This window comes from Streptomyces sp. V3I7, from assembly GCF_030817495.1.
Classification (GTDB): Bacteria; Actinomycetota; Actinomycetes; order Streptomycetales; family Streptomycetaceae; genus Streptomyces.
Genome location: NZ_JAUSZK010000001.1, coordinates 5,101,198 through 5,125,830, shown reverse-complemented (window position 1 = coordinate 5,125,830; position 24,633 = coordinate 5,101,198). Strand labels below are relative to the sequence as shown.

Annotated in this window: 19 protein-coding genes; 7 read left to right on the top strand and 12 right to left on the bottom strand. The window is 71.7% G+C overall.

Going from position 1 to position 24,633, the window contains the following annotated elements:
- Positions 1-33: 33 nt before the first annotated feature.
- On the bottom strand, positions 34-2,841 hold the full coding sequence (locus QFZ74_RS23905) for a bifunctional GNAT family N-acetyltransferase/acetate--CoA ligase family protein (RefSeq protein WP_307624262.1): 2,808 nt from the start codon (positions 2,839-2,841) through the stop codon (positions 34-36).
- 188 nt (positions 2,842-3,029) lie between these two features.
- On the opposite strand from QFZ74_RS23905, the gene QFZ74_RS23900 reads away from it, so the two are divergent.
- A complete protein-coding gene (locus QFZ74_RS23900; RefSeq protein WP_307622865.1) occupies positions 3,030-3,311 on the top strand; it encodes an HPr family phosphocarrier protein in 282 nt (93 codons plus the stop codon).
- Between the two features lie 182 nt (positions 3,312-3,493).
- Here the strand turns inward: QFZ74_RS23900 and QFZ74_RS23895 are convergent, their stop codons facing one another.
- The 4 genes from QFZ74_RS23895 to QFZ74_RS23880 form a co-directional block, all read right to left on the bottom strand.
- On the bottom strand, positions 3,494-4,189 hold the full coding sequence (locus QFZ74_RS23895) for a GntR family transcriptional regulator (protein WP_307622864.1): 696 nt from the start codon (positions 4,187-4,189) through the stop codon (positions 3,494-3,496).
- Between the two features lie 238 nt (positions 4,190-4,427).
- Positions 4,428-5,180 (bottom strand): M23 family metallopeptidase, encoded by a 753-nt coding sequence (locus QFZ74_RS23890; protein WP_307622863.1) that lies wholly within the window; start codon positions 5,178-5,180, stop codon positions 4,428-4,430.
- Between the two features lie 447 nt (positions 5,181-5,627).
- Positions 5,628-7,016 carry a pitrilysin family protein gene (locus QFZ74_RS23885; protein WP_307622862.1) on the bottom strand — a complete coding sequence of 463 codons (1,389 nt, stop codon included), beginning with the start codon at positions 7,014-7,016 and terminating at the stop codon, positions 5,628-5,630.
- Positions 7,013-8,416 carry a pitrilysin family protein gene (locus QFZ74_RS23880; protein WP_307622861.1) on the bottom strand — a complete coding sequence of 468 codons (1,404 nt, stop codon included), beginning with the start codon at positions 8,414-8,416 and terminating at the stop codon, positions 7,013-7,015. Before QFZ74_RS23880 ends, QFZ74_RS23885 begins: the two co-directional genes overlap by 4 nt.
- 284 nt (positions 8,417-8,700) lie before the next feature.
- Between QFZ74_RS23880 and QFZ74_RS23875 the strand changes: the two genes are divergently transcribed.
- Positions 8,701-11,160 carry a DNA topoisomerase (ATP-hydrolyzing) subunit A gene (locus QFZ74_RS23875; RefSeq protein ID WP_307622860.1) on the top strand — a complete coding sequence of 820 codons (2,460 nt, stop codon included), beginning with the start codon at positions 8,701-8,703 and terminating at the stop codon, positions 11,158-11,160.
- Here the strand turns inward: QFZ74_RS23875 and QFZ74_RS23870 are convergent.
- Positions 11,157-12,218, bottom strand: coding sequence for a GTP-binding protein (locus QFZ74_RS23870; protein WP_307622859.1), 1,062 nt, complete (start codon positions 12,216-12,218; stop codon positions 11,157-11,159). The two genes, QFZ74_RS23875 and QFZ74_RS23870, sit on opposite strands and share 4 nt — an antisense overlap.
- 365 nt (positions 12,219-12,583) lie before the next feature.
- A complete protein-coding gene (locus tag QFZ74_RS23865; RefSeq protein WP_307622858.1) occupies positions 12,584-13,750 on the bottom strand; it encodes a citrate synthase/methylcitrate synthase in 1,167 nt (388 codons plus the stop codon).
- A 101-nt stretch (positions 13,751-13,851) separates the two neighbouring features.
- On the opposite strand from QFZ74_RS23865, the gene QFZ74_RS23860 reads away from it, so the two are divergent.
- The 4 genes from QFZ74_RS23860 (at position 13,852) to QFZ74_RS23845 (ending at position 18,633) form a co-directional block, all read left to right on the top strand.
- Complete coding sequence (locus QFZ74_RS23860; protein ID WP_307622857.1) at positions 13,852-15,108, top strand: citrate synthase; 1,257 nt, start codon at positions 13,852-13,854, stop codon at positions 15,106-15,108.
- Positions 15,109-15,188: 80 nt separating this feature from the next.
- Complete coding sequence (locus QFZ74_RS23855; protein ID WP_307622855.1) at positions 15,189-16,133, top strand: sucrase ferredoxin; 945 nt, start codon at positions 15,189-15,191, stop codon at positions 16,131-16,133.
- Positions 16,134-16,273: 140 nt separating this feature from the next.
- Positions 16,274-17,956, top strand: coding sequence for a sensor histidine kinase (locus QFZ74_RS23850; RefSeq protein WP_307622854.1), 1,683 nt, complete (start codon positions 16,274-16,276; stop codon positions 17,954-17,956).
- Positions 17,953-18,633, top strand: a complete 681-nt coding sequence (locus QFZ74_RS23845) for a response regulator (RefSeq protein WP_307622853.1) — start codon at positions 17,953-17,955, stop codon at positions 18,631-18,633. Before QFZ74_RS23850 ends, QFZ74_RS23845 begins: the two co-directional genes overlap by 4 nt.
- A 27-nt stretch (positions 18,634-18,660) precedes the next feature.
- On the opposite strand, the gene QFZ74_RS23840 is transcribed toward QFZ74_RS23845, so the two are convergent.
- Genes QFZ74_RS23840 through QFZ74_RS23830 form a run of 3 tightly spaced genes read right to left on the bottom strand, consistent with a single transcriptional unit; the run spans position 18,661 to position 21,443 of the window.
- Positions 18,661-19,716: an ABC transporter substrate-binding protein gene (locus tag QFZ74_RS23840; RefSeq protein WP_307622852.1), complete on the bottom strand. Its 1,056-nt coding sequence runs from the start codon at positions 19,714-19,716 to the stop codon at positions 18,661-18,663.
- Between the two features lie 58 nt (positions 19,717-19,774).
- The gene (locus tag QFZ74_RS23835; protein WP_307622851.1) at positions 19,775-20,638 is read right to left on the bottom strand and encodes an ABC transporter permease; all 864 of its coding nucleotides are present in this window, start codon (positions 20,636-20,638) and stop codon (positions 19,775-19,777) included.
- Complete coding sequence (locus tag QFZ74_RS23830) at positions 20,628-21,443, bottom strand: ABC transporter ATP-binding protein (protein WP_307622850.1); 816 nt, start codon at positions 21,441-21,443, stop codon at positions 20,628-20,630. The genes QFZ74_RS23835 and QFZ74_RS23830 overlap by 11 nt, the downstream gene beginning before the upstream one ends.
- Positions 21,444-21,598: 155 nt before the next feature.
- On the opposite strand from QFZ74_RS23830, the gene QFZ74_RS23825 reads away from it, so the two are divergent.
- The gene (locus QFZ74_RS23825) at positions 21,599-22,291 is read left to right on the top strand and encodes a response regulator (protein ID WP_307622849.1); all 693 of its coding nucleotides are present in this window, start codon (positions 21,599-21,601) and stop codon (positions 22,289-22,291) included.
- Between the two features lie 30 nt (positions 22,292-22,321).
- Here QFZ74_RS23825 and QFZ74_RS23820 read toward each other — a convergent pair whose 3' ends face one another.
- Together QFZ74_RS23820 and QFZ74_RS23815 are read right to left on the bottom strand one after the other, a co-directional pair.
- The gene (locus QFZ74_RS23820; protein WP_307622848.1) at positions 22,322-23,914 is read right to left on the bottom strand and encodes a cation acetate symporter; all 1,593 of its coding nucleotides are present in this window, start codon (positions 23,912-23,914) and stop codon (positions 22,322-22,324) included.
- Entirely contained in the window at positions 23,911-24,456 is a 546-nt protein-coding gene (locus tag QFZ74_RS23815; protein ID WP_307622847.1) for a DUF485 domain-containing protein, read from the bottom strand. Before QFZ74_RS23815 ends, QFZ74_RS23820 begins: the two co-directional genes overlap by 4 nt.
- Positions 24,457-24,633 lie beyond the last annotated feature (177 nt).

Sequence of the window (24,633 nt, the reverse complement as noted above, 5' to 3'; positions counted from 1 at the left end):
TCCGGCGCGAACGACCGGCAGCTGGTACGTCGGCTAGTACGCCGGCAACCTGCGCGGCCCCTGTTGGTCGTCGCGGGCCGGCGGTGGTGCGAGGCGGACGGTCGCGCCGAGGACGCTCAGGCCGTGTTCGGCGACGACGACCGGTTCCAGGGTGACCGCGACCACTTCGGGATGGTCGTCGACCAGACGGGACACCCGTAGCAGCAGCTCCTCCAGCGCGGGGGTGTCGACCGGTGTCGAGCCGCGCCAGCCGAACAGGAGCGGTGCCGTCCGGATCGAGCGCACCAGCGAGGTCGCCTCGCGGTCGGTGACCGGGACGAGCCGGTGCGCCATGTCGCCGAGCAGTTGCGAGGCGGCCCCGGCCAGCCCGAAGGACAGCACGGCTCCGGCCGCCGGATCGATGACGGCCCGTACGACCGTGTCCACGCCCCTGGGCGCCATCGCCTGTACCACCGGCCGCAGCTCCTGCGGCTTGCCGAACAGCTCGGTCAACTCGGCGTACGCCCGGCGCAGTTGCTCCTCGTTCGACAGGTCCAGGCGTACGCCGCCCAGGTCGGCGCGGTGACGCAGGTGCGGGGCGGTGGCCTTGAGGACGACGGGGTAGCCGAGCCTGCGGGCGGCCTCGGCGGCGGCGTCGGGGGTCGGGGCGGGCAGCGCGCGACGGACCTGGATGCCGTACATGCCGAGCAGCTCGTGAGCCGCCTCGGCGCCGAGCGTGAGGCCCTGCCCGCGCGCGAGGAGCCCGTCGATCAGCGCGGCGGCGCCCTTCTCGTCGATGTCGTCGTACTCGGGCACCTTCCCCGGATCGGCGGCCTCCCGCCGCCACTGGGCGTACTTCACGGCCTCGGCGAGAGCGCGGACGGCCCGCTCGGCGGCGGGGTAGGCGGGGATGTGGCGGTGCTCCGGGATGCCAGAGGCGGGGGTCTTGGTGGGCAGGGGGTCGGCCGGGAGGATCGTCGGAGCCTGGGGTGCGGTGCTCGTCGCGGCCGACAGCGCCTCCGCGAGGCCGCCCAGCTCCACGTGCACGACGAGGACCGGCTTGGCGGGCGCCGCCGCCGTGGCCGACCGCAGCGCCTCGGCCAGCTCCGCGTCGTCGGGCGATGCCTCCCCGACCACCGGGATCGCGGTGACGATCACGGCGTCGCAGGCGTCGTCCGCCAGCGCCCGCGCCAGTGCCCGGTGGAAGTCGGCGGCGCTCGCCTGCGTGGTCAGGTCCAGCGGGGGCGAGGGGCGCAGGCCCTCGGAGCGGCAGGCGTCGTAGGTCAGCTGCCCCAGCGACTCGGAGTTGCCGAGGATCGCCACCCTCGGCCCGCGCGGCAGCGGCTGCCGGGCGAGGAGCAGACCCGCGTCGACCAGCTCGGTGACCGTGTCCACCCGGATCACGCCGGCCTGGCGCAGCAGCGCGGACACGGTGGCCTGCGGCAGCCGGGAGGACCGTACGGCGTGCCCGGTCGGTGCGGAGCCGGAGCCCAGCACGACGACCAGCGGTTTCGTGGCGGCGGTGCGCCGGGCGAGGCGGGTGAACTTGCGCGGGTTGCCGATGGACTCCAGGTACATGAGGACGACGTCGGTGTCGGGGTCGTCGTCCCAGTACTGGATGAGGTCGTTGCCGGAGACGTCCGCCCGGTTGCCGGACGACACGAAGGTCGACACGCCCGTGACCCCGGTGACCCCTCCCCCGCGCCGGTGCAGCCGCGACAGCAGGGCGATGGCGATGGCACCGGACTGGGCGAAGAGCCCGATCCGGCCGGGGCGCGGCATCTCGGGTGCCAGCGAGGCGTTGAGCCGCACCTCGCGGGAGGTGTTGATGATCCCGAAGGCGTTCGGCCCGATGATCCGCATGCCGTACGCGCGCGCGTGCCGGACGAGTTCGCGCTGGCGCTCGCGCCCCTCGGGACCGCCTTCCGCGTACCCAGCGGAGAGGACCACGAGCCCTTGCACCCCGTGTTCGCCGCAGTCGGCGATCACCTGGGGCACCTGTTCGGCCGGGACGGCGACGACCGCGACGTCCACGGGCCCCTCGATGTCCCGCACCGTACGGTGCGCGGGCACCCCGTCGATGTCCTTCAGCTCCGCCGGGAAGGCCTGGTTGACCGCGTACAGCGCGCCGGTGAAGCCGGCGTCGCGGAGGTTGGTGAGGACGCTGCGGCCCACCCCGCCGGGCGTGCGGCCCACGCCGACGACCGCGACGGAGCCGGGAACCAGCAGCCGCCGTACCGACCGGGCCTCGGCGCGCTGCTCCCGCGCGCGCTGCACGGCGAGCGAGCGGTCGGTGGGTTCGAGGTCCAGCTCCAGGCGTACGACGCCGTCCTCGAAGCTGCGCTTCTGGGTGTACCCGGCGTCCGTGAACACCTTGATCATCTTGGTGTTGGCCGGCAGCACCTCCGCGGCGAACCGGCGGATGCCGCGCTCGCGCGCGACGGCGGCGATGTGTTCGAGGAGGGCGGAGGCGACGCCGCGCCCGTGGTGCGCGTCCTGCACCAGGAAGGCGACCTCGGCCTCGTCGGCCGGGGCGGAGGCGGCCCGGCCGGCGGCGTCGATGCGGTCGTAGCGCACGGTGGCGATGAACTCGCCGCCGATCGTGGCCGCGAGGCCCACCCGGTCCACGAAGTCGTGATGGGTGAAGCGGTGGACGTCCTTGGCGGACAGGCGCGGGTAGGGCGCGAAGAAGCGGTAGTACTTCGACTCGTCCGAGACCTGCTCGTAGAAGCTGACGAGGCGTTCGGCGTCGTCGGCGGTGATGGGCCGCACGCGCGCGGTGCCCCCGTCGCGCAGCACCACGTCCGCCTCCCAGTGGGCGGGGTACTCGTGCCGGTCCTGCCGGTCGGCCGGGGTCTGCATGGGCTCCAGCGTACGGCGCAGCGCCGACATCGGCGGGAGGTCGTGTGCGGGGAACGGGAGTTGGACCGCGGTGTGCCGCGGCGACACGGGAGGACGGGAGGAGGGACCGCTTCGGGCACGCGGCCCGATCTGTAAAGCTGGTCCGAGAGCTGGTCTGGACGACGACCCTGACACCGAAGGGCAGACACATGGCTGAGCGCCGCGTCAACATCGGCTGGGCCGAGGGCCTCCATGCCCGCCCCGCCTCCATCTTCGTCCGAGCCGCCACGGCCTCCGGCGTGCCGGTGACGATCGCCAAGCCCGGCGGCACGCCGGTCAACGCGGCCTCCATGCTGGCCGTCCTGAGTCTGGGCGCGCTGGGCGGCGAGGAGGTCGTCCTGACCTCCGACGCCGAGGACGCGGAGGCCGCTCTGGACCGGCTGGCGAAGCTGGTCGCCGAGGGGCTGGAGGAACTTCCCGAGACCGTCTGAGCGGTACGACGGCGGCACCGGAGCCGCGTCACCCGGAATGGGATGGCGCGGCTTCGGCATTTCCCGCGCGTCCCGACCTTCGGCATTTCCCGCCCGCCCGACGGAATTCACGGCGTACGCGCCCAAGGGCACCGGAATTGGCGCACCCACCGAATACCCGCTCTTTGTATACGGCGCCCGTGTTAATGCCGCAGGCTCGGTGTGTTTACGGCACGTTGCGTTGTCCTCACGCGCTCCGCGCGCTCGCCGCCGGAGGTGAACCGGAGCCGGTACGCGGCCGTCGCGCGCTCGGCGTGCCGGGCGGTGAGCGCCCGCGCGCGTTCACCGTCACCGCGCGCCACGGCGTCGACGACGGCGCCGTACTCCGCCCAGGACTCCACGGGGCCGGCGGGCACGTCCACCGCGTACATCCACGCGATCTTGTGCCGTACCTGGGTGAGCACCGAGGTCAGGGCGGGGCTGGCGCACGCCCGGGCGAGCGTCTCGTGGAACCAGCCGTCCAGGGCGCGCAGATCGCCGCTGTGGCCCTGTGCCGCCCGCTCCTGACCGAGCCTGACCAGGCCGCGCAGCACCTTGAGGTGCGCGTCGGTGCGCCGCCGGGCGGCCCGGGAGGCGCACAGCGGCTCCAGGAGCAGGCGCATCTCCAGCAGGTCGGCGGCCTCCTGCTCGCTCGGTTCGGCGACGCACGCGCCCGCGTGCCGCCGGGTCACCACGAAGCCCTCCGCCTCCAGCGTGCGCAGGGCCTCGCGGACGGGGACGCGGGAGACGCCGTAGCGGCGCGCGAGGAGTTCCTCGGTGAGCCGGCTCCCGCGCGCGTGGACGCCGCCGACGATGTCGTCCCGGATCGCCGCGCACACCGAGTGCGCCGGAATACGCATGACCGACCTCCGCCTGAATTCCCCGTGAAACGCCGAACGGTTGACGCGTGTTCAGTGTTTTCCACTGGCGTTTCACCGACTCTATGACAATGAGCGGGGACGCCGGACGGCGGTCCTGAATTCATGGCCGGTTTTTGGACAATGAGACGCCCGGGCGACAACGAGGCGCCCGGGAAAAGCGAACGCCCCGGCTCGGGAGCCGGGGCGTTCGCAGGGCGGGATGGTCCGCCGGCGTGCGTCAGACGTTCAGGCCGTGCTCGCGGAGGTAGCCGACGGGGTCGACGTCGGAGCCGTAGTCGGGGCTCGTCCGCGCCTCGAAGTGCAGGTGCGGGCCGGTGACGTTGCCGGTCGCGCCGGAGAGGCCGATCTGGTGGCCCCGGGTCACGTGCTCGCCGACCGAGACGCCGATCGACGACAGGTGGCCGTACATCGTGTACATGCCGTCGGCCATCCGGATCACGACCTGGTTGCCGTACGCCCCTCCCCAGCCGGCCGACACGACCGTGCCGGAGCCGACCGCGTGGACGGGGGTGCCGCTGGCGGCGTGGAAGTCGATGCCGGTGTGGGAGCCGGAGGACCACAGGGAGCCGCCGGTCTTGTAGCCGGTGGAGACGTACGAGTCCGTGATCGGCGCGACGAACATGGTGAGCAGGCGCTTGCGCTCGGCCTCGCGCGCGGCGCGCACGGCGGCCGCGCGCTTCTTCGCGGCCCTCTTCGCCGCCTCACGCGCGGCCTTCTCGGCCGCCTTCTCCTCGGCCGCGTGCTCCTGGGCCGCGGCCTGGGCGCCTATCTGCTCGGCGACCGAGTCGCCGAGGGCGATCACGGGGATGAGACCGGTCTGCTCGGCGGAGGACTCCGCGGCGAGCGCCGGGGCGGCGAGCGTGCCGACGACGCCGGTGGTCGCGAGGGCCGCGACGCCCGCCGCGCGGGCGGTGGTGCGGTGCATCCGGCCCGGACGGCGGTGCTTCCCGGTGGCGCGGGTGAACGCCATGAAGTGGCTGGTCCTTTCCTTCCTTCTCGCCTACCGGGTCAGCGGTGGGGTCCCCCCAGGCCGTTCAGGCCCTGGGGGAGGGTTCGGAGCAGGAAGGTCTCCTACGGACCCCCTCGCTGGGCGCGGGCGTCCGATTCACCCCGGGGGACCGCGGTGGGTCCCCGGCTCCCCTGGCTCGCGCCGTAGGGGACTCGGCGATGACTGTCCGGTGCCGCGGGCGCGGCGCACTGCCTGACGAACAGCCCGGACGACGCTAAGGGGGGCCACTTTCAAAACCCAAACGGAACAGGACTTTTGTAGCGCATGCCACAGGGCAGACGGGCAACCCCCGCCCCAATTCGGACAATTCAGCGGGCGAGGGGCGAGATACCCATATAAGGGCCGCCGCACAAAGGGGACCTGGTGATGGATTCCGTCACCAGGTCCCCACGCGCGCGGAGGCGTTCGCTACTCGGCCGACACGACCGTGACCTCGCCGATGCCGAGGGCCTCGACCGGCTCCTTGATCTGGGCCGCGTCACCGACGAGGACGGTCACCAGGCGGTCCACCGGGAAGGCGTTCACCGCGGCGGCGGTGGCCTCGACGGTGCCGGTGGCGGTGAGCTGCCGGTAGAGCGTGGCCTGGAAGTCGTCGGGCAGGTGCTGCTCGACCTGGTCGGCCAGCGTGCCGGCCACGGCCGCCGCGGTCTCGTACCGCAGCGGCGCCACCCCGACGAGGTTCTGCACGGCGACGTCGCGCTCGGCGTCCGTGAGGCCCTCCTCGGCCAGCTTGCGCAGCACCGTCCACAGGTCCTGGAGCGCCGGGCCGGTGTTCGGGGTGTCGACGGAACCGCTGATGGCGAGCATCGAGGCGCCCGTACCGTCCGGGGCGGACCGCAGGACCTGCCCGAACGCGCGCACTCCGTAGGTGTAGCCCTTCTCCTCGCGCAGGACGCGGTCCAGGCGGGAGGTGAGGGTGCCGCCGAGGCAGTACGTGCCGAGCACCTGGGCCGGCCACACGCGGTCGTGCCGGTCGGCGCCGACACGGCCGATGAGCAGCTGCGTCTGGACGGCGCCGGGCCGGTCCACGATGACGACGCGGCCGGTGTCGTCGGCGCTCACCGGCGGCACGGGCCGCGGCTGGGCCGAGGAGCCGGTCCAGGAGCCCAGGGTCTCGCCGAGCAGCGCGTCCAGGTCGATGCCGGTGAGGTCGCCGACGACCACGGCGGTCCCGGTGGCGGGCCGGACGTGCCGGTCGTAGAAGGCGCGTACGGCCGCGGCGTCGATCTTGGCGACCGTGTCCTCGGTGCCCTGGCGCGGGCGCGACATGCGCGCGGTGGCCGGGAACAGCTGCCGGGACAGCTCCTTGGCGGCGCGGCGGGAGGGGTTGGCCAGCTCGTGCGGGATCTCGTCGAGGCGGTTGCGGACCAGCCGCTCGACCTCGTCGCCGTCGAACGCGGGCGCCTTCAGGGCGTCGGCGAGCAGGCCGAGCGCCTTGCCGAGACGGGAGGCCGGGACCTCCAGGCTGACGCGGACGCCGGGGTGGTCGGCGTGCGCGTCGAGGGTGGCGCCGCAGCGCTCCAGCTCGGCGGCGAACTCCTCGGCGGAGTGCTTGTCCGTGCCTTCGGAGAAGGCACGCGCCATGATCGTGGCGACGCCGTCGAAGCCTGCCGGCTCGGCGTCCAGGGGCGCGTCCAGCAGCACCTCGACGGCGACGACCTGCTGGCCGGGGCGGTGGCAGCGCAGGACGGTCAGGCCGTTGTCCAGCGTGCCGCGCTCGGGGGCCGGGAAGGCCCACGGCTTCGCCTCGCCCGCCTGGGGCTGGGGGTGGAACTCCATCGCGGCGAGCTCGGTCACTTGGCCGCCTCCTCGTGGTTGTTGCCGGCCTCTACGGTGGCTTCCTGCTCCGGGTCCTCGCCGCGCCCCGCCTCCTCGGTGTGCTCCGCGGACTCCGCCGACAGCGGCTCGTAGACGAGCACCGCGCGGTTGTCCGGGCGCAGCCGGGCCTTGGCGACCTCCTGGACCTCCTCCGGGGTCACCTCCAGGACGCGCTGGACGGCGGTCAGGGCGAGCTGCGGGTCGCCGAACAGGACGGCGTAGCGGCACAGTTCGTCGGCGCGGCCCGCGACCGTGCCGAGCCGGTCCAGCCACTCGCGCTCCAACTGGGCCTGGGCGCGCTCCATTTCCTCGGGCGTGGGGCCTTCCGCCGCGAAGCGGGCGAGCTCCTCGTCGATGGCGGTCTCGATGACCGGCACCTCGACGTCGCCGGAGGTCTTCACGTCCAGCCAGCCCAGCGACGGCGCCCCGGCCAGCCGCAGCAGCCCGAACCCGGCCGCGACAGCCGTACGGTCGCGGCGTACGAGCCGGTTGTACAGGCGGGAGGACTCGCCGCCGCCGAGGATGGTGAGCGCCACGTCGGCCGCGTCGCACGCGCGCGTGCCGTCGTGCGGGAGCCGGTAGGCGGCCATCAGCGCGCGGGCCGGGACCTCCTCGACGACGACCTCGCGCAGCTGCTCGCCGTGGATCTCCGGCAGGGAGCCGTCGCGGGGCTCGGGCTTGCCGTCGTGCGAGGGGATCGAGCCGAAGTACCTCTCGATCCAGGCGAGCGTCTGCTCGGGGTCGATGTCGCCGACCACCGACAGGACCGCGTTGTTGGGCGCGTAGTACGTGCGGAAGAACTGGCGCGCGTCCTCCAGCGTCGCCGCGTCCAGGTCCGCCATGGAGCCGATCGGCGTGTGGTGGTACGGGTGGCCCTCCGGGTAGGAGAGGGCGGTCAGCTTCTCGAACGCGGTGCCGTAGGGCACGTTGTCGTAGCGCTGGCGGCGCTCGTTCTTGACGACGTCCCGCTGGTTCTCCATGGACTCGTCGTCCAGGGCGGCGAGGAGGGAGCCCATGCGGTCGGCCTCCAGCCAGAGGGCGAGCTCCAGCTGGTGGGCGGGCATCGTCTCGAAGTAGTTGGTGCGCTCGAAGCTGGTGGTGCCGTTGAGCGAGCCGCCGGCGCCCTGCACCAGCTCGAAGTGGCCGTTGCCCTTCACCTGCCCGGAGCCCTGGAACATCAGGTGCTCGAAGAGGTGAGCCAGACCGGTGCGCCCCTTGACTTCGTGCCGGGAACCGACGTCGTACCAGAGGCAGACCGCCGCGACCGGGGTCAGATGGTCCTCGGAGAGCACCACGCGCAGGCCGTTGGCCAGGCGGTGCTCGGTCGCGGTCAGGCCCCCGGAGCCTGACTCGGCTGTGGCCGTGTGACCCATGGGCATGTACGTCCCTTCGATCGCGGTGCGGTCCTGGAAAAAACCGCGGATTTCCTGCCGGTCCTGCCACTGTATGCAAGCGTGCGGACCCCCGGCGAAGTTCCCGGGGGACGTACGCCCACAGCGGATCGCGTAGCCTGCGTGAGTCGTGCCGCGGCGCGGCCACCCGCGGCGCCTTCCGACGTCGGGGCGGCCCCTGAGCACCGGGCTCCGGCCCGGGTTGTCAGTGCCGCGGTCCACAATGGTCCGCGTAAGATCCCGTTCACGCTTCAGCAAGGAGCCTGGCAGCGATGGCCCGCCGCAGCACGAAGACCCCGCCGTCCGACGAGTCGTACGAGGAGAAGATCCTCGACATCGACGTCGTGGACGAGATGCAGGGCTCGTACCTCGAGTACGCGTATTCGGTCATCTACTCCCGCGCGCTGCCCGACGCCCGCGACGGACTCAAGCCGGTGCACCGCCGCATCGTCTACCAGATGAACGAGATGGGCCTGCGCCCCGAGCGCGGCTACGTGAAGTGCGCCCGCGTCGTCGGCGACGTCATGGGCAAGCTCCACCCGCACGGCGACGCCTCGATCTACGACGCCCTGGTGCGCATGGCCCAGGGTTTCTCGATGCGCGTCCCGCTGATCGACGGGCACGGCAACTTCGGTTCGCTGGGCAACGACGACCCGCCGGCCGCCATGCGGTACACCGAGTGCCGGATGGCCCCGGCCACGAGCCTGATGACCGACTCGATCGACGAGGACACGGTCGACTTCGCGCCCAATTACGACGGCCAGGAGCAGGAGCCGGTGGCCCTGCCCGCCGCCTTCCCGAACCTGCTGGTGAACGGCGCCTCCGGCATCGCGGTCGGCATGGCCACGAACATGCCGCCGCACAACCTCGGCGAGGTCATCGCGGCCGCCCGCCATCTGATCCGCCACCCGAACGCGGATCTGGACGCGCTGATGAAGCACGTCCCGGGCCCCGACCTGCCCACCGGCGGCAGGATCGTCGGCCTGACCGGCATCCGCGACGCGTACGAGACGGGCCGTGGCACGTTCAAGATCCGCGCCACGGTGGCGGTGGAGAACGTGACGGCGCGCCGCAAGGGCCTCATCGTCACCGAGCTGCCCTTCACGGTCGGCCCGGAGAAGGTGATCGCCAAGATCAAGGACCTGGTCGGCTCGAAGAAGCTCCAGGGCATCGCCGACGTCAAGGACCTCACCGACCGCGCCCACGGCCTGCGCCTGGTCATCGAGATCAAGAACGGCTTCGTGCCGGAGGCCGTCCTGGAGCAGCTGTACAAGCTGACGCCCATGGAGGAGTCCTTCGGCATCAACAACGTGGCGCTGGTCGACGGCCAGCCGCTCACGCTGGGCCTGAAGGAGCTGCTGGAGGTCTACCTCGACCACCGCTTCAACGTCGTGCGCCGCCGCTCGGAGTTCCGCCGCACCAAGCGCCGCGACCGCCTCCACCTGGTGGAAGGCCTGATCACGGCGCTCGTCGACATCGACGAGGTCATCCGGCTGATCCGCTCCAGCGAGAACTCCGCCCAGGCCAAGGAGCGCCTGATCGAGCGCTTCGGCCTGTCGGAGACCCAGACGCAGTACATCCTCGACACGCCCCTGCGCCGGCTGACCAAGTACGACCGCATCGAGCTGGAGGCGGAGAAGGACCGGCTGAACACGGAGATCGACGAGCTGACCCGGATCCTGGAGTCGGACGCCGAGCTGCGCAAGCTGGTCTCCTCCGAACTGGCCGCTGTGGCCAAGAAGTTCAGCACCGAGCGCCGTACGATCCTGCTGGAGTCCTCCGGCGCCCCGGTCACGACGATCTCGCTCCAGGTCGCGGACGACCCGTGCCGCGTCCTGCTGTCCTCGACGGGCCTGCTCGCCCGCACCCCGACCGCCGAGCCGTACCCCGTGGACGAGGACGCCGCACGCACGAAGCACGACGTGATCGTCTCGGCGGTCCCGGCGACCCAGCTCGGCGAGGTGGGCGTGGTGACGTCGACCGGCCGTCTGCTGCGGCTGAACGTCATCGACCTGCCGCGGCTGCCGGACACGGCGGCGGTGCCGAACCTCGCCGGAGGCGCGCCGATCGCGGAGTTCGTCTCCCTGTCGGACGACGAGACGGTGATCTGCCTGACGACGCTCGACGAGTCCTCCCCGGGCCTCGCGCTCGGCACGGAACAGGGCGTCGTCAAGCGTGTGGTGCCCGACTACCCGTCCAACAAGGAGGAGTTGGAGGTCATCACCCTCAAGGAGGGCGACCGGATCGTCGGCGCGATGGAGCTGCGCACCGGCGAGGAGGACCTGGTCTTCATCACCGACGACGCGCAGCTGCTGCGCTACCAGGCGGGTCAGGTGCGTCCGCAGGGCCGTGCGGCCGGCGGCATGACGGGTATCAAGCTCACCGACGGCGCGAAGGTCATCTCCTTCACGGCCGTCGACCCGGCCGCGGACGCGGTGGTCTTCACGGTGGCGGGCTCACGCGGCACGCTCGACGACTCGGTGCATACGACGGCCAAGCTGACCCCGTTCGACCAGTACCCGCGCAAGGGCCGTGCCACGGGCGGCGTCCGCTGCCAGCGCTTCCTGAAGGGCGAGGACTGCCTGGCCCTGGCGTGGGCGGGCCCCGTACCGGCCCGGGCCGCGCAGAAGAACGGCACCCCGGTCGACCTCCCGGAGATCGATCCGCGCCGCGACGGCTCGGGTACGTCGCTGGCGAAGACGGTGTCGGTGGTGGCGGGGCCGGTGTTCTAGACCGGCTCGCCGGAGGCGTCGTTCTCCGGTTCTCGTACGTAGCGCAGGACGCCCCACATTCCGTGCTCGTCGGCGGTGTGCGGGGCGTCGCTCTTGCACGCCTCCAGCTCCTTGCCAAGGGCGGGCACGTCGATGCCGGAGCCGATGAGGACGAGCTGGGTGAGCCGTGCGTCCCCGCCGGTCCAGGGCTCGGGCACGAACCGCAGGAACCGTCCGACGGCGTGCACGGCGTACCGGTTCCGGCGGTCGTTGGGGCCGAAATCGACGTACCCCTTGATCCGGTAGAGCCCTTCGGGCCGGCTGTCGAGGAAGGCCATGAGCCGGCGAGGGTCGACGGGGACGTCGGAGACGAACGAGAGGCTGTCGTAGCCGGTGTGCAGGTGCTGGTGCCCGGTGTGCCCGTCCTCGCCGTGCTGGTGCAGGTCGTCGAAGGAGAGCTGGCCGATGCGCTCCTCGTTCGGCCGGCAGTCGAAGAGGAACTCGGGGTCGATACGGCCGTAGGTCGCGGGGATGACGGCGGCGCGGTCGGTGAGCGATCGGACCAGGCCCAGCACCCGCTCCCCGTCGTCGGCCCGGTCGAGCTTGTTGACGACGACGAGGTCGGCGAGAGCGAGATGCCGGTCGATCTCGGGGTGCCGCGCGCGGGTGTCGTCGAACTCGGCGGCGTCGACGACCTCGACGAGCCCGCCGTAGACGATCGCGGGATGCTCACTGGCGAGCACCATCCGGACGAGCTCCTGGGGTTCGGCGATCCCGCTGGCCTCGATGACGATGACGTCGATCCCGGCGGAGGGCGCGGCGAGCCGCTCGAGATAGACGTCGAGTTCACTGGCGGCAACTGCACAGCACAGACACCCATTGCCCAGCGAGACCGTGGAGTCCCCGAGCGCTCCGGCCACGGCCATGGCGTCGATCTCGACGGTCCCGAAGTCGTTGACGATGGCCCCGATCCGGCTGCCTCCGCTGCGGTGGAGGAGGTGGTTGAGGAGCGTGGTCTTCCCGGAGCCCAGGAATCCGGCGAGCACGACGACCGGGATCTGCTGCGGCTGGTGCCCCAACGTGCGACCTCTTTCACACAGACGCGCACACCGGCTCGCGTCCCGGCGTACGTACGAGGAATGAATGCCGGTCCAGGATACGAGGGGGAGGAAACCCGACATCGGCGTCGGCTGAGGCGACGCCGCTGAAGGCCTCGCACCGGGCACCCAACGCATGGCGTCTCAAGCGCAGTTGGCGTAGAAGCGCGATGGCGGTCCGCTACGGCTCCTCTGCCTTCAACGTCTGGAAAACGCGCCCACAGGAGCGACCTGTCCCCGGACTCACCAAAAGCGCACGTCTTCCGCTCTTCGACCGGTTCTTCACCGAGGCGCAGCGACGCACCGCCCGGCCGACGACCTGGCCGGCGCCGGACCTCACGCACGTCTCACCTCATGGCCGGCACCCTCACCGCCGGCTCCGGGCCCACGTACCGCGCCACCGGGCGGATGATCTTCGAGTCCTCCGCCTGTTCCAGGATGTTCGCGCTCCAGCCCACCACGCGGCCCGCGGCGAACGTGGGGGTGAACATCTCGCGGGGCAGGCCGCACAGTTCCATGACCACGCCCGCGTAGAACTCGACGTTCGTGTGCAGTTCGCGGCCGGGTTTCAGTTCGGCGAGGATCGCCTCGACGTGGCGTTCGACCTCGATGGCGAAGTCGACGCGCGGGCCGCCGAAGGTACGAGCGAGGTCGCGGAGCATCCGTGAACGAGGGTCCTCCGTACGGTAGATCGCGTGGCCGAAGCCCATGATGCGGTCGCCGGCGAGGACCCGCTCGCGGATCCAGCCGTCGATCCGGTCCGGCGTGCCTATCGCGTCCAGGGTGTCCAGCGCCCGGCTGGGCGCACCGCCGTGCAGCGGCCCGGACAGCGCGCCCACGGCTCCCACCAGGCACGCCGCCACATCCGCCCCCGTCGACGCGATGACCCGCGCGGTGAACGTTGACGCATTGAATCCGTGATCAATGGTTGAGATCAGGTAGTGCTCGATCGCCCTGACCCGCAACGGGTCCGGCTCCACACCCGTCAACATGTACAAGTAGTTGGCCGCGTACGAGAGATCCTCACGCGGCTCCACCGGCTCCAGCCCCTGCCCCAGCCGGTACAGCGCCGTCAGCAGCGTGGGTACGGCGGCGCAGGCGGCGACGGTGTCCGCGCGGCGCCGGTCGGCGCCGATGTCGTACACCGGCCGGAACCCTCGTGCCGCGCCCAGGAGCGACAGCGCGGTCCGCATCCCGGCCAGCGGCCCCGACACCCGGCTCGCCGCGGCGATCGCGGGGAGGGCCGCCCGGACCTCGTCGGGCAGCCGCCGCAGCGACGCGGTCTCCGCGGCGAACGCCGCACCCCGCTCCGCGTCCGGCAGTTCGCCGTGGACGAGCAGCTGCCAGACCTCCTCGAAGCTGCGCGTCTGCGCGAGTTCGACGGCCGAGTACTGGCGGTAGTGGTAGAAGCCCTCGGACCCTCGCACGTCACCGATCTCGGTGTCGGTGACGACGACGCCCGCGAGTCCGCGTGGCACGTCGACAAGGGTGGCTCCGGCCCTGTTGATGGACATGTTCTTCCTCCCTGGACTTGATCCGACTGTCCATGCTTGACTGGATAACTGTCAATATTGATTCGATCAACTTGACGGGGGGGGCGGCTACGGTGACCCCCATGCGCGATCAACAACCCGCTCCCCACCACCCCGAGCGAAGGCTGAGCACCAGGGAGACCGCCGAACTGCTGGGCGTGAAGCCGGAGACGGTTTACGCGTACGTGAGCCGCGGTCAGCTCGGCAGCCGGCGCGCACCCGGCGGGCGCGGCAGCACCTTCGACGCCGCCGAGGTGGAGGCCCTGGCCCGGCGCAACAGGCGGGACAGCGCGGGGAGTCCGGGTTCCGGCGGCGAGCTGTCCGTCCGTACCCGCATCACGCTGATCGACCAGGACCGGTACTACTTCCGGGGCGTCGACGCGACCCAGCTCGCCGCACACCACTCCTACGAAGAGGTCGCCGAGTGGCTGTGGACCGGGCGGATGAGCCCCGGCGTCACCTTCACCGCGCCCGAGTCCACCGTCGCCGTGGCCCGCCGTGCCGTCGACGCGCTGCCCGAACACACCTCTCCCACCGACCGGTTGCGGGTCGCCGCGATCGCCGCGGCGGCCGAGGACCCCCTGCGCTTCGACCTGTCCGAGGAGGCCGTGCTCGGGACGGCGCGCGTCCTCATCCCCACGCTCGTGGCCGCCCTCCCGCCCGAGCCGTACGGCCACCGGGACGACGGCCCACTGGCCCACCGTCTGTGGGGCCGGCTGACCGCGCGCGAGCCCGACGAGACGTCGCTGCGCGCCCTCGACACCGCGCTCGCCCTGCTCGTCGACCACGACCTGGCCGCCTCGACCCTCGCCGTACGGGTCGCCGCCTCCGCCCGGGCGCACGCCTACGCCTCCGTCTCGGCCGGACTCGGCGTCCTGGAGGGCCCGTTGCACGGCGCGGCCAGCGGTCTGGCGCACCGGCTGCTGCTCGACGTTCTCGAGCAGGGCACCGCGGTCCCGGTGATCGCGGACGAACTCCGCGCGGGCCGCCGTATCCCCGGACTCGGTCACCGGCTCTACCAGGGTGAAGACCCGCGCGCGCGTGCCCTGTTCGCTCTCCTGGAACAGATCCCCGCGGCGGAACCCGCCCTTCTCGCGGCCCACGACATCGTCGCCACCACGGCCCGCCACGCCCCGCTGCACGCCAACGTCGATCTGGCCCTCGCCGTCCTCACCGTCGCCTCCGGCATGCCGGCGACGGCCGGCGAGACGATCTTCGCGGTCGCGCGCACCGCCGGCTGGATCGCGCACGCCCTGGAGGAGTACGGCGAGCGCCCGCTGCGGATGCGCCCGAGCGGCCACTACGTGGGGCCGCGGCCGCCTCAGCCCCTCCCCGGTTAGGACGGGAGTCAGGGCCTCCCGGAGCGGGACACGGGGGCGCGGGACGTCACGGCAGGGCAAGTCAGGTTAGGCTCACCTCTGTGAGTAGGTGCGCGACCATCTCCCAGAGCCTCGACGAGTCCATGGCCGGTACGGCGGCCACGGCGACGACGTGGCTGCTGCTGGAGCAGCCCGGTCCCTGGGGGGCCAAGGCCCTCACGGCGAGCCACTTGGACCGCACGCTGGGCCGCGCCCTGGAGGCCGCCGCCAAGGACACGGGCGTACGGATCGCGCTGATCCGGCGTCCCGGACGGCACGCCGACCCCGGCACGCCTCCGGTGCGGCAGGTGTATGCCGCCCACACAGTTCCCGGAAAGGTGTGGCTGCGCAGCGCCACCACCCGCGCCCCTCGGGAGCTGCTCGACCTCGACTTCGCCGCCCTCGGCGCGGGCGACCACCGGTCCTTCGATGTCGCGCTGGGCGGCGAGCCGCACGCGGATTCGCCGCTCGCGTTCGTGTGCACCAATGGCAAGCGCGACCGCTGCTGTGCCCTGCTGGGCCGCCCGCTCGCGGCCGAGCTCGCGGCGTCCGGCGTGGAGGGCGTCTGGGAGGTCACTCATCTGGGTGGTCACCGCTTCGCCCCGACAGTGCTCGTGCTGCCGTACGGCTACGCGTACGGCCGCGCCGAGGCGCACGCCGTCACGGAGGCCCTGCACGCCGCCCAGGAGGGCCGTGTGGTCATCGAGGGATGTCGCGGGAGCTCGGCCTGGGAGAAACCCGGTCAGGCGGCCGAGCTGGCCGTGCGCGAGGCGACGGGCGAGTACACGGCGGGCGTGCTGAGCGTCGTACGGACGGACGGGGCCGCGCCGCACCACTGGGAGGTGACCGTGGCGCACGCCGACGGACGGGCGTGGCGGGTGACCGTCGCCCAGAGCGCCGCCCTGCCACCCCGCCCGGAGAGCTGCGGCGCCTCTGTGCTGGGTACGCCGGCGCGAATGAACGTGGTGAGCGTGCGCGAGCTGACGACGGCGGCCCTGGCGGGCTGAACTTCCCGGGAGCTGCGGAGGCGGTGTCGTCGTCTCCTTGAAGTCCTGACGCAACGGCGCACCGGCCCGCGGGAATTGATCGCGAGATCCATGCCACACCCCCTACGGCAGGTGCCACCCGCGCGCGTACCGTCGTGGTCATGAGCCCCACTCCCCCCGCGCGACGTCTGCGCCTCGGTCTGCCACGGCGGGTGTTCTCGCAGGTGCTGCTCATGCAGGTGGCGATCGCCGCGGGGGTCGCGGTGCTGGCCACCGGGCTGTTCCTGGCCCCGCTGAGCAAGCAGCTGGACGAGGAGGCGATGCGCCGCGCGCTGGCGATCGCCCAGACCACGGCGCAGGATCCCGAGATCGCCGAGGGCGTCCTGAACACGCCGCCGACTCCCGGCGGCCCGGTGCAGCGGGAGGCCGAGCGGATCCGGCGGGCCACGCACGCCGAGTACATCGTGGTGATGGACTGGCGGGGCCTCCGCTGGTCGCACACCACGCCCGGGGAGATCGGCGGTCACGTCTCGACCAGCCCCCGCCAGGCGCTGGCGGGCCGGCAGGTCATGGAGATCGACGAGGGCACTCTGGGCCGCTCCGCGCGCGGGAAGGTGCCGTTGTACGACGCACGGCACCGGATCGTCGGGGCGGTCTCGGTGGGCATCGCGTACGACAGCGTGCGCGCCCGGCTGCTCAGCGCGATCCCCGGGCTGTTCGCGTACGCGGGCGGCGCCCTCGCGGTCGGTGCGCTGGCGGCCTGGGTGATCTCCCGGCGGGTCCACCGGCAGACCCGGGACCTGGCCTTCTCGGACATCTCGGCGCTGCTCGCGGAGCGGGAGGCGATGCTGCACGGCATCCGCGAGGGGGTCGTCGCCCTCGACCGCGGCGGCCGCATCCGCCTGCTCAACGACGAGGCCCGGCGCCTGCTGAGCATCGGCGACGAGGCCGTCGGGCAGTCTCCGGACGCGGCGCTGGGCGCGGGCCGGACGACCGACGTGCTGGCCGGCCGGGTGACCGGCACCGATCTGCTCACCGTCCGCGGCCAGCGGGTCCTGGTCGCCAACCGGATGCCCACGGACGACGGCGGCGCCGTGGCCACCCTGCGCGACCGCACCGAGCTGGAACAACTGGGCCGCGAACTCGACTCCACCCGCGGCCTCATCGACGCCCTGCGCGCCCAGGACCACGAGCACGCCAACCGCATGCACACGCTGCTGGGCCTGCTCGAACTGGAGATGTACGACGACGCCGTGGAGTTCGTCGGCGAGGTGGTCGGCGACCACCGGGTCACCGCGGAGCAGATCACCGAGAAGATCCAGGACCCGCTGCTCGCCGCCCTGCTGGTCGGCAAGGCGACCGTGGCGGCCGAGCGCGGCGTCGCCCTGTGGGTCTCGGACCGCACCCGGCTCCCGGACCGGCTGATCGACCCCAGGGGCCTGGTCACCGTCGTCGGCAACCTGGTGGACAACGCGCTCGACGCCGTCGCGGGCAGGCTCCACGCGCGCGTGGAGGTCGAGTTGCGCACCGAGGGGCGTACGGCCGTCCTGGTGGTGCGCGACACGGGCCCCGGAATCCCGGCGGAGCGGCGGGAGTTGGTCTTCACCGAGGGATGGTCGACCAAGGAGCCGCCCGCGCACGGCAAGCGCGGTCTGGGTCTCTCCCTGGTACGGCGGCTCGCCGAGCGTCAGGGCGGCAGCGCGGAGGTGGACGAGGCGCACGGCGGGGGCGCGGAGTTCACGGTCGTCCTTCCGGAGGCCCTGACCGACGCCGGACCCGAACCGGACACCGCCCCGGCGTTCGCCGCGCGCGTGGCCGCCCTCACCGAGGAGGAGGCGCGATGATCGAGGTCCTGGTGGTGGACGACGATCCCCGGGTCGCGCGCGTGAACGCCGCCTACGTCGAGAAGGTGCCGGGCTTCCGGGTGGCCGGCGAGGCGCACAACGCGGCGGCGGCCCTGCGCCAGGTGGAGGCGCTGCCGCGGCTCGACCTGGTCCTCATGGACCACTACCTGCCTGACGAGACGGGGCTCAGGGTCGTGCGCGAGATGCGCCGGCGCGGCCATCAGACCGACGTCATCATGGTGACCGCGGCGCGGGACGTGGCGACCGTACAGGCGGCGATGCGGCACGGCGCCCTCCAGTACCTGGTGAAGCCGTTCGCGTTCGCGGGCCTGCGGGTCAAGCTGGAGGCGTACGCGGGGCTGCGCCGCACCCTGGACGGCGGCGGGGAGGCCGAACAGGCCGAGGTGGACCGCATCTTCGGCGCGCTGTCCGCGCCGTCGGAGCCCGAGCTGCCCAAGGGGCACTCCCCCACCACCGCCGAGCTGGTACGGCAGACGCTGCTGCACGCGGAGGGCCCGCTGTCGGCCCAGGAGATCGCCGAGCGGACCGGTGTGAGCCGGCAGACCGCGCAGCGCTATCTGAAGCACCTGGAGCGCACGGGCCGGGCCCGGCTGACGCTCCGGTACGGCGACGCGGGCCGCCCGGAACACCGTTACGTGTGGGCGACCCGCGCCTGAGCGCGCCCGATCGAGCTTCCGAGCCGACTAGTCGGCGGCCTTCTCGACGAACTCGGTCGTGTACGTCTTGTCCAGGTCCACCTTGGCGTTCTTGATGTTGGGGTTGAACGCCTTGAGAACTTTCTCAACGGTCTCGGGGCCGTTCTTCGGCATCACCCCGTCGTCGGTGAACATCGGCAGCGTGCTCTTGACCGCCTCCGCGTAGAGCGCCTTGTCGCCTTGGGAGTAGTCGGCGGGCATCTTGGCCGCGATCTCGGACGCGCTGTGGGTGGACATCCACTTGAGCGTCTTGACGAATGCATTGACCAACTTCTGGACGGTGTCCTTGTGGCCGTTCACCCAGTCCGTCTGCATGTACAGACTGGACGACGGGTACGGACCGCCCAGCGCCTTCTGCGAGCCCTCGGGCGTCCGCATGTCGAGGAGGATCTTGCCCGCCTTCTTGTCCAGGATCGTGGCCACGGTCGGGTCGGTCGTCATACCGCCGTCGATCGCACCCTTCTGCAGGGCCGCGATGAACGTCGGGCCGGCTCCGACCGCCACGGGCGTGAACTCGCTGACCTGCACGCCGTTCTTGACCGCGAGGTACTTGGTCAGGAAGTCGGTCGAGGATCCGAGGCCGGTGACGCCGAGCTTCCTGCCCTTGAAGTCCTTGGGCGAGGTGACGTCGCCCGCCGCTTTGGCCGAGACCATCTCGACCTCGCCGGGCGCGTGCGAGAACTGCACGACGGACTCGACGGACTTGCCCTTCACCTGGAGGTCGAGGGTGTGGTCGTAGAAGCCGACAGCGCCCTGCACCTGGCCGGAGACGAGCGCGGTCTCGGCCTGGACCCCGGCGGGCTCGCTCAGCAGGGAGACGTTCAGCCCTTCGGCCTTGAAGTAGCCGAGGCGCTGGGTGAGCATCGCCGGCAGGTAGATGACCTTGTCCAGGCCGCCCACCATGATCTTGACGTTCTCGCCCTTGCCGCCGCCGTGGCCACTGTCGGCCGTCGGGCCGGCCGCGTCGTTGGCGCAGGCGGTGAGCGAGGAGAGGGCGAGCAGGCCGGCGGCGGCCGTCGACGCGTATCTGGCGGTCTTGCGCATGCGGTTCACGTCCTTGTGAGTGGGCGGTGCGGGGATGAGGGAGACGCCGTACGGGGGCTCAGCTGTCCGAAGTCGTCGGCTTCCAGCGGAAGATGCGGCGCTCGGCGAAGGTCAGCAGCCCCTCCGCGACGAGGGCGACGGCGGCGAGGATGACCATCGCGGCGTACACACCGGCGGCGTTGAAGGTGTTCTGCGACTGCGCGACGAGCAGGCCGATGCCCTTGGTCGCGCCGATGTACTCGCCGACGATGGCGCCGATCAGGGCGAAGCCGAAGCTGACGTGCAGGCTGGTGAAGATCCAGGACGTTGCCGAGGGGATGACCACCTGGAGCGTCACCCGGCGGTCGCTCGCGCCGAGGATCCGGGCGTTGGCGACGAGATTGCGGTCGACCTCGCGGGCGCCCTGGAAGGCGTTGAAGAACACCGGGAAGAAGACGAGGACCACGGCCGAGGCGATCTTGGAGGACGGGCCGAGGCCGAACCAGATCAGGAAGATCGGGGCGAGGACGATCCGGGGGATCGAGTTGAGCACCTTGATGTACGGGCCCAGCACCTCGGCGAGCAGGGCGATGCGCCCGAGCGCGATGCCGAGCACGACACCGGCGGCCACACCGATGACCCAGCCGAGCAGCGCCTCGTACAGCGTGTACCAGATCTGCTCGCCGAGGGATCCGAGCGCGGTGCCGTGGGTCACCCAGGTGTAGATCTGGTCCCAGATCCTCGACGGCATCGAGAAGTTGAACGGATCGATGATCGCGGCGCGGGACAGCGCCTCCCACAGACCGAGCACGGCCACGAGGAGCAGTACCCGTACGACGGCGACGACGGCCCGGCGTCTGCGGGCGGCCCGGGCCCGCGACTGCGCACGGTCCTGGACCTTCGCCGTGGCGGCGACCTGCGGCTTGAGGACCTCAGGCGACATCGGCGGCACCCCTCTCGCGGGTGATGCGGACCTCTTCGCCGAGGGACTCCCAGATCTCGCGGTAGATCTCGATGAACCGCGGCTCCAGGCGCACCGACTCGACCTTGCGCGGCCGGGGCAGGTCGATGTCGAAGACCTGCTTCACGGTCGCGGGCCCGGCGGTCATGACGACGACCTTGTCGGCGAGCGCGATGGACTCCTCCAGGTCGTGGGTGACGAAGACGACCGAGGCGCCCGTGCCCTCCCACAGTTCCAGGAGCTGGTCCGACATCAGCGCCCTGGTCTGCACGTCGAGGGCCGAGAACGGCTCGTCCATGAGCAGGATCTCGGGGTCGTTGACGAAGGTAGCGGCGAGGGCGACGCGCTTGCGCTGGCCGCCGGAGAGCTGGTGGGGGTAGCGGTCCTCGAAGGCGGTGAGCCCCACGCGGGCCAGCCAATCGCGGGACTTCTCCTTGGCCTCCGCCTTAGGTACGCCGCGGAAGCGCGGGCCGGCCATGACGTTGGACAGGACCGTCCGCCAGGGGAAGGTGGCGTCCTGCTGGAAGACGAAGCCGACCTTGTCGCCGACGCCGGACACCGGTTCCCCGGCGACCAGCACGTCGCCCTCGGTGGGCTCCTCCAGGCCGCTGACCAGGGTCAGCGTGGTGGACTTGCCGCAGCCGGTCGGTCCGACCACGGCCACGAACTCACCGCGCCCGACGGTCAGGTCCAGTCCCCTGACTGCCGGGTGCAGGCCCCCCGACGGGGTTCTGAAGGTCTTGCTCGCGCCCCGTAGCTCGATGGCGGGGCCGGTGTCTGCGCTCATGCCGGGACGGTAGGTGTGGTTCCGGCCACAGCAGCAGCCTTGTGAGCACTGGCCGTTCTTTTGCTCGCAAGAGCCTGTTGTGCTCGTTTTGCTCGCGCTACAACTGCGGAGCCGAACACGGGCCGCATGCTCGCCGGCCTTGAGGGAGAGGCCTGATGATTGACGTCCTGGTCGTGGACGACGACTTCCGCGTCGCCGAGATCAACGCCATGTACGTGGGGAAAGTTCCCGGCTTCCGGGTCGCCGCCCGCGCGCACAGTGCCGCGCAGGCGCTGGCCGCCGTGGAGCGCAACCCCATCGACCTGGTGCTGCTCGATCACTACCTGCCGGACCGGACCGGGCTCGAACTGGTCCACCACATGCGGGAACAGGGCCACGGCACCGACGTCATCATGATCACAGCGGCGAGCGACGTGACGACCGTGCAGCGGGCGATGCGCCTGGGCGCCCTGCACTATCTGGTGAAGCCGTTCACCTTCACCGCGCTGCGGGCCCGGCTGGATTCGTACGCCGCGCTGCGCCGCACGGTGGACCGGGTCGGCGGGCGGGGGCTGACAGGACAGGAGCAGGTCGACCGGATCTTCGGCGCGCTGCGCACCGCCCCGGCGTCGGGCTCGCCCGGGCTGCCGAGCGGTCATTCGGAGCCCACGACGGATCTCATCTGCGGTGTCCTGCACCGCGCGGGCCATCCGCTGTCGGCCCACGAGGTCGCCGCCGAGACCGGCCTGAGCCGCTCAACGGCCCAGCGCTATCTGCGCCATCTGGAACAGGCGGGCCGGTTGCGGCTGTCGCTGAAGTACGGCGACACGGGCCGGCCGGAGCACCGTTACGCCTGGGTCGCCCCGTAACGGTGCTCGGCCGTGAGCCGACGCCAGGGCCTATACGGCGCCCGCGCCAGTCAGCGAGCGCACCTCGGTCTCGGCGTGTCTGGCCTCGTCCGGGGTCTCGTCCGAGGTGACCGTGCCGAGCCAGCCCGCGAGGAAGCCCAGAGGGATGGAGACGAGGCCCGGGTTCTGGAGCGGGAAGTACTGGAAGTCGACGCCCGGGAACAGGGACGCCGGGTCGCCCGACACCACCGGGGACAGCACGACCAGGACCAGCGCCGGGACCAGGCCCCCGTACACGGCCCACACCGCGCCGCGCGTGGTGAAGCCGCGCCAGAACAGCGAGTAGAGCAGCACCGGCAGGTTCGCGGAGGCGGCCACGGCGAAGGCGAGGCCCACCAGGAAGGCGACGTTGAGGTCGCGGGCGAGCAGGCCGAGCGCGATCGCGACCACGCCGATGCCGACCGCGGCCACCCGTGCCACGGCGACCTCACTGCGCGGCCGGCCGCGCCGCTGCCGGAGCGACGCGTACAGGTCGTGGGCCACGGACGCCGAGGAGGCGAGCGTGATCCCGGCGACCACGGCGAGGATCGTGGCGAAGGCGACGGCCGCGACGATCGCGAACAGCACCGTGCCCCCGGTGGAGCCGGCGCCGCCGCCCAGGTCGAGGGCGAGCAGCGGGACCGCCGTGTTCCCGGACACGTTCGACTCGCGGACGGCCTGCGGACCGACGATCGCGGCGGCCCCGAACCCGAGGACGATCGTCATCAGGTAGAAGGCTCCGATCAGTCCGATCGACCACACCACCGAACGCCGGGCGGCCCGCGCGGTCGGCACCGTGTAGAAGCGGGACAGGATGTGCGGCAGTCCGGCCGTGCCCAGGACCAGGGCGAGGCCCAGGCTGATGAAGTCGAAACGGGCCGTCCAGCTCCCGCCGTACTTCAGACCCGGCACCAGGAACGCCGTTCCGTGGCCGCTGCGTTCGGCCGCGGAGAGCAGCAACTGGTCGAGATCACCGTGGAACCGCACGAGGACGAGCACGGTCAGGGCGATCGTCCCGCTGAGCAGCAGGACGGCCTTCACGATCTGAATCCACGTCGTGGCCCGCATCCCTCCCAACGACACATAGATCACCATGAGCGCGCCGACCCCGATCACGGTCCAGGCCTGCGCTCCCGCTCCCGTACGCCCCAGCAGCAGCGCGACCAGGCTGCCCGCGCCCACCATCTGCGCCACCAGATACAGAACGGACACGGTGACCGAGGAAGTTCCCGCCGCGATGCGCACGGGCCGTTCGCTCATGCGCGCGGCGACGACGTCGGCGAGTGTGAAGCGCCCGCAGTTGCGGACCAGTTCGGCGACCAGGAAGAGCACCACGAGCCACGCGACGAAGAAACCGACGGTGTAGAGCAGGCCGTCGTAGCCGAAGAGCGCGATGAGGCCGGCGATGCCGAGGAAGGAGGCGGCGGACATGTAGTCGCCGGCGATGGCAAAACCGTTCTCCATGGGCGAGAAGAGCCGCCCGCCCGCGTAGAACTCCTCGGCGGAGCCGTGCCGTTTGCGGCTCACCCAGGTGGTGATGGCCAGGGTGACGGCCACGAACGCGCTGAACAGGACCAACGCCAGCGTCTGATGACGATCGGTCACAACTCACCGCCACGGAGACCGCGCGTCAGTTCCTGGGTGTCCCAGCGCAGTTCGAGCGCGGCACGGTCCCGGCGCACGCGCGCGTGCCAGGAGTAGGCCCAGGTCAGCAGGAAGGTGGTCAGGAACTGTCCGAGTCCGGCGAGCATTCCGACGTTCACCGCGCCGGAGACGGGCTGGGCCATGAAGCGGGGCGCGGTCGTCGCGGTGACGACGTAGGCCAGGTACCAGGCGAGGAAGGCGGCGACGGCGGGCACCACGAACCTGCGGTATCTGCTGCGCACTTCCCTGAAGGCCGCGCTGCGTTGCACCTCGAGATACACGTCACGCGCGCGGAGGGCCGCCGCCTCCCGGTTCTCGCGCGCGGCCGGTACGACGGCTGCCGACGGGCCCGCTTCGCCGAGCTCGCCCCATCCGGAGGCGAGTGCGTCGTACCAGGGGTCCTCGTACTCCACCTCGCGGGAAGCCGGGCCATGGCCATGGTTCTCGGGCATACTCTCGGGGCCGCTCCCGCCTCCGCGTGAACGGCCATTACTTGACTGCATGCCCAAGGATGGACAGAACGGGAAGATCCCCGACCCTTTTCCCGGGGCATTTCACCCCATTAGGTGACTGAGCCCTGAGAACCGCAGGAGTCTCTCCCCTGTTGCCCAACTCCCTCACGCACAAGGGTGCTTGGGCTCCGCTCTCCGGAGCCCGAGCACCCTTGCCGATACGCCTGC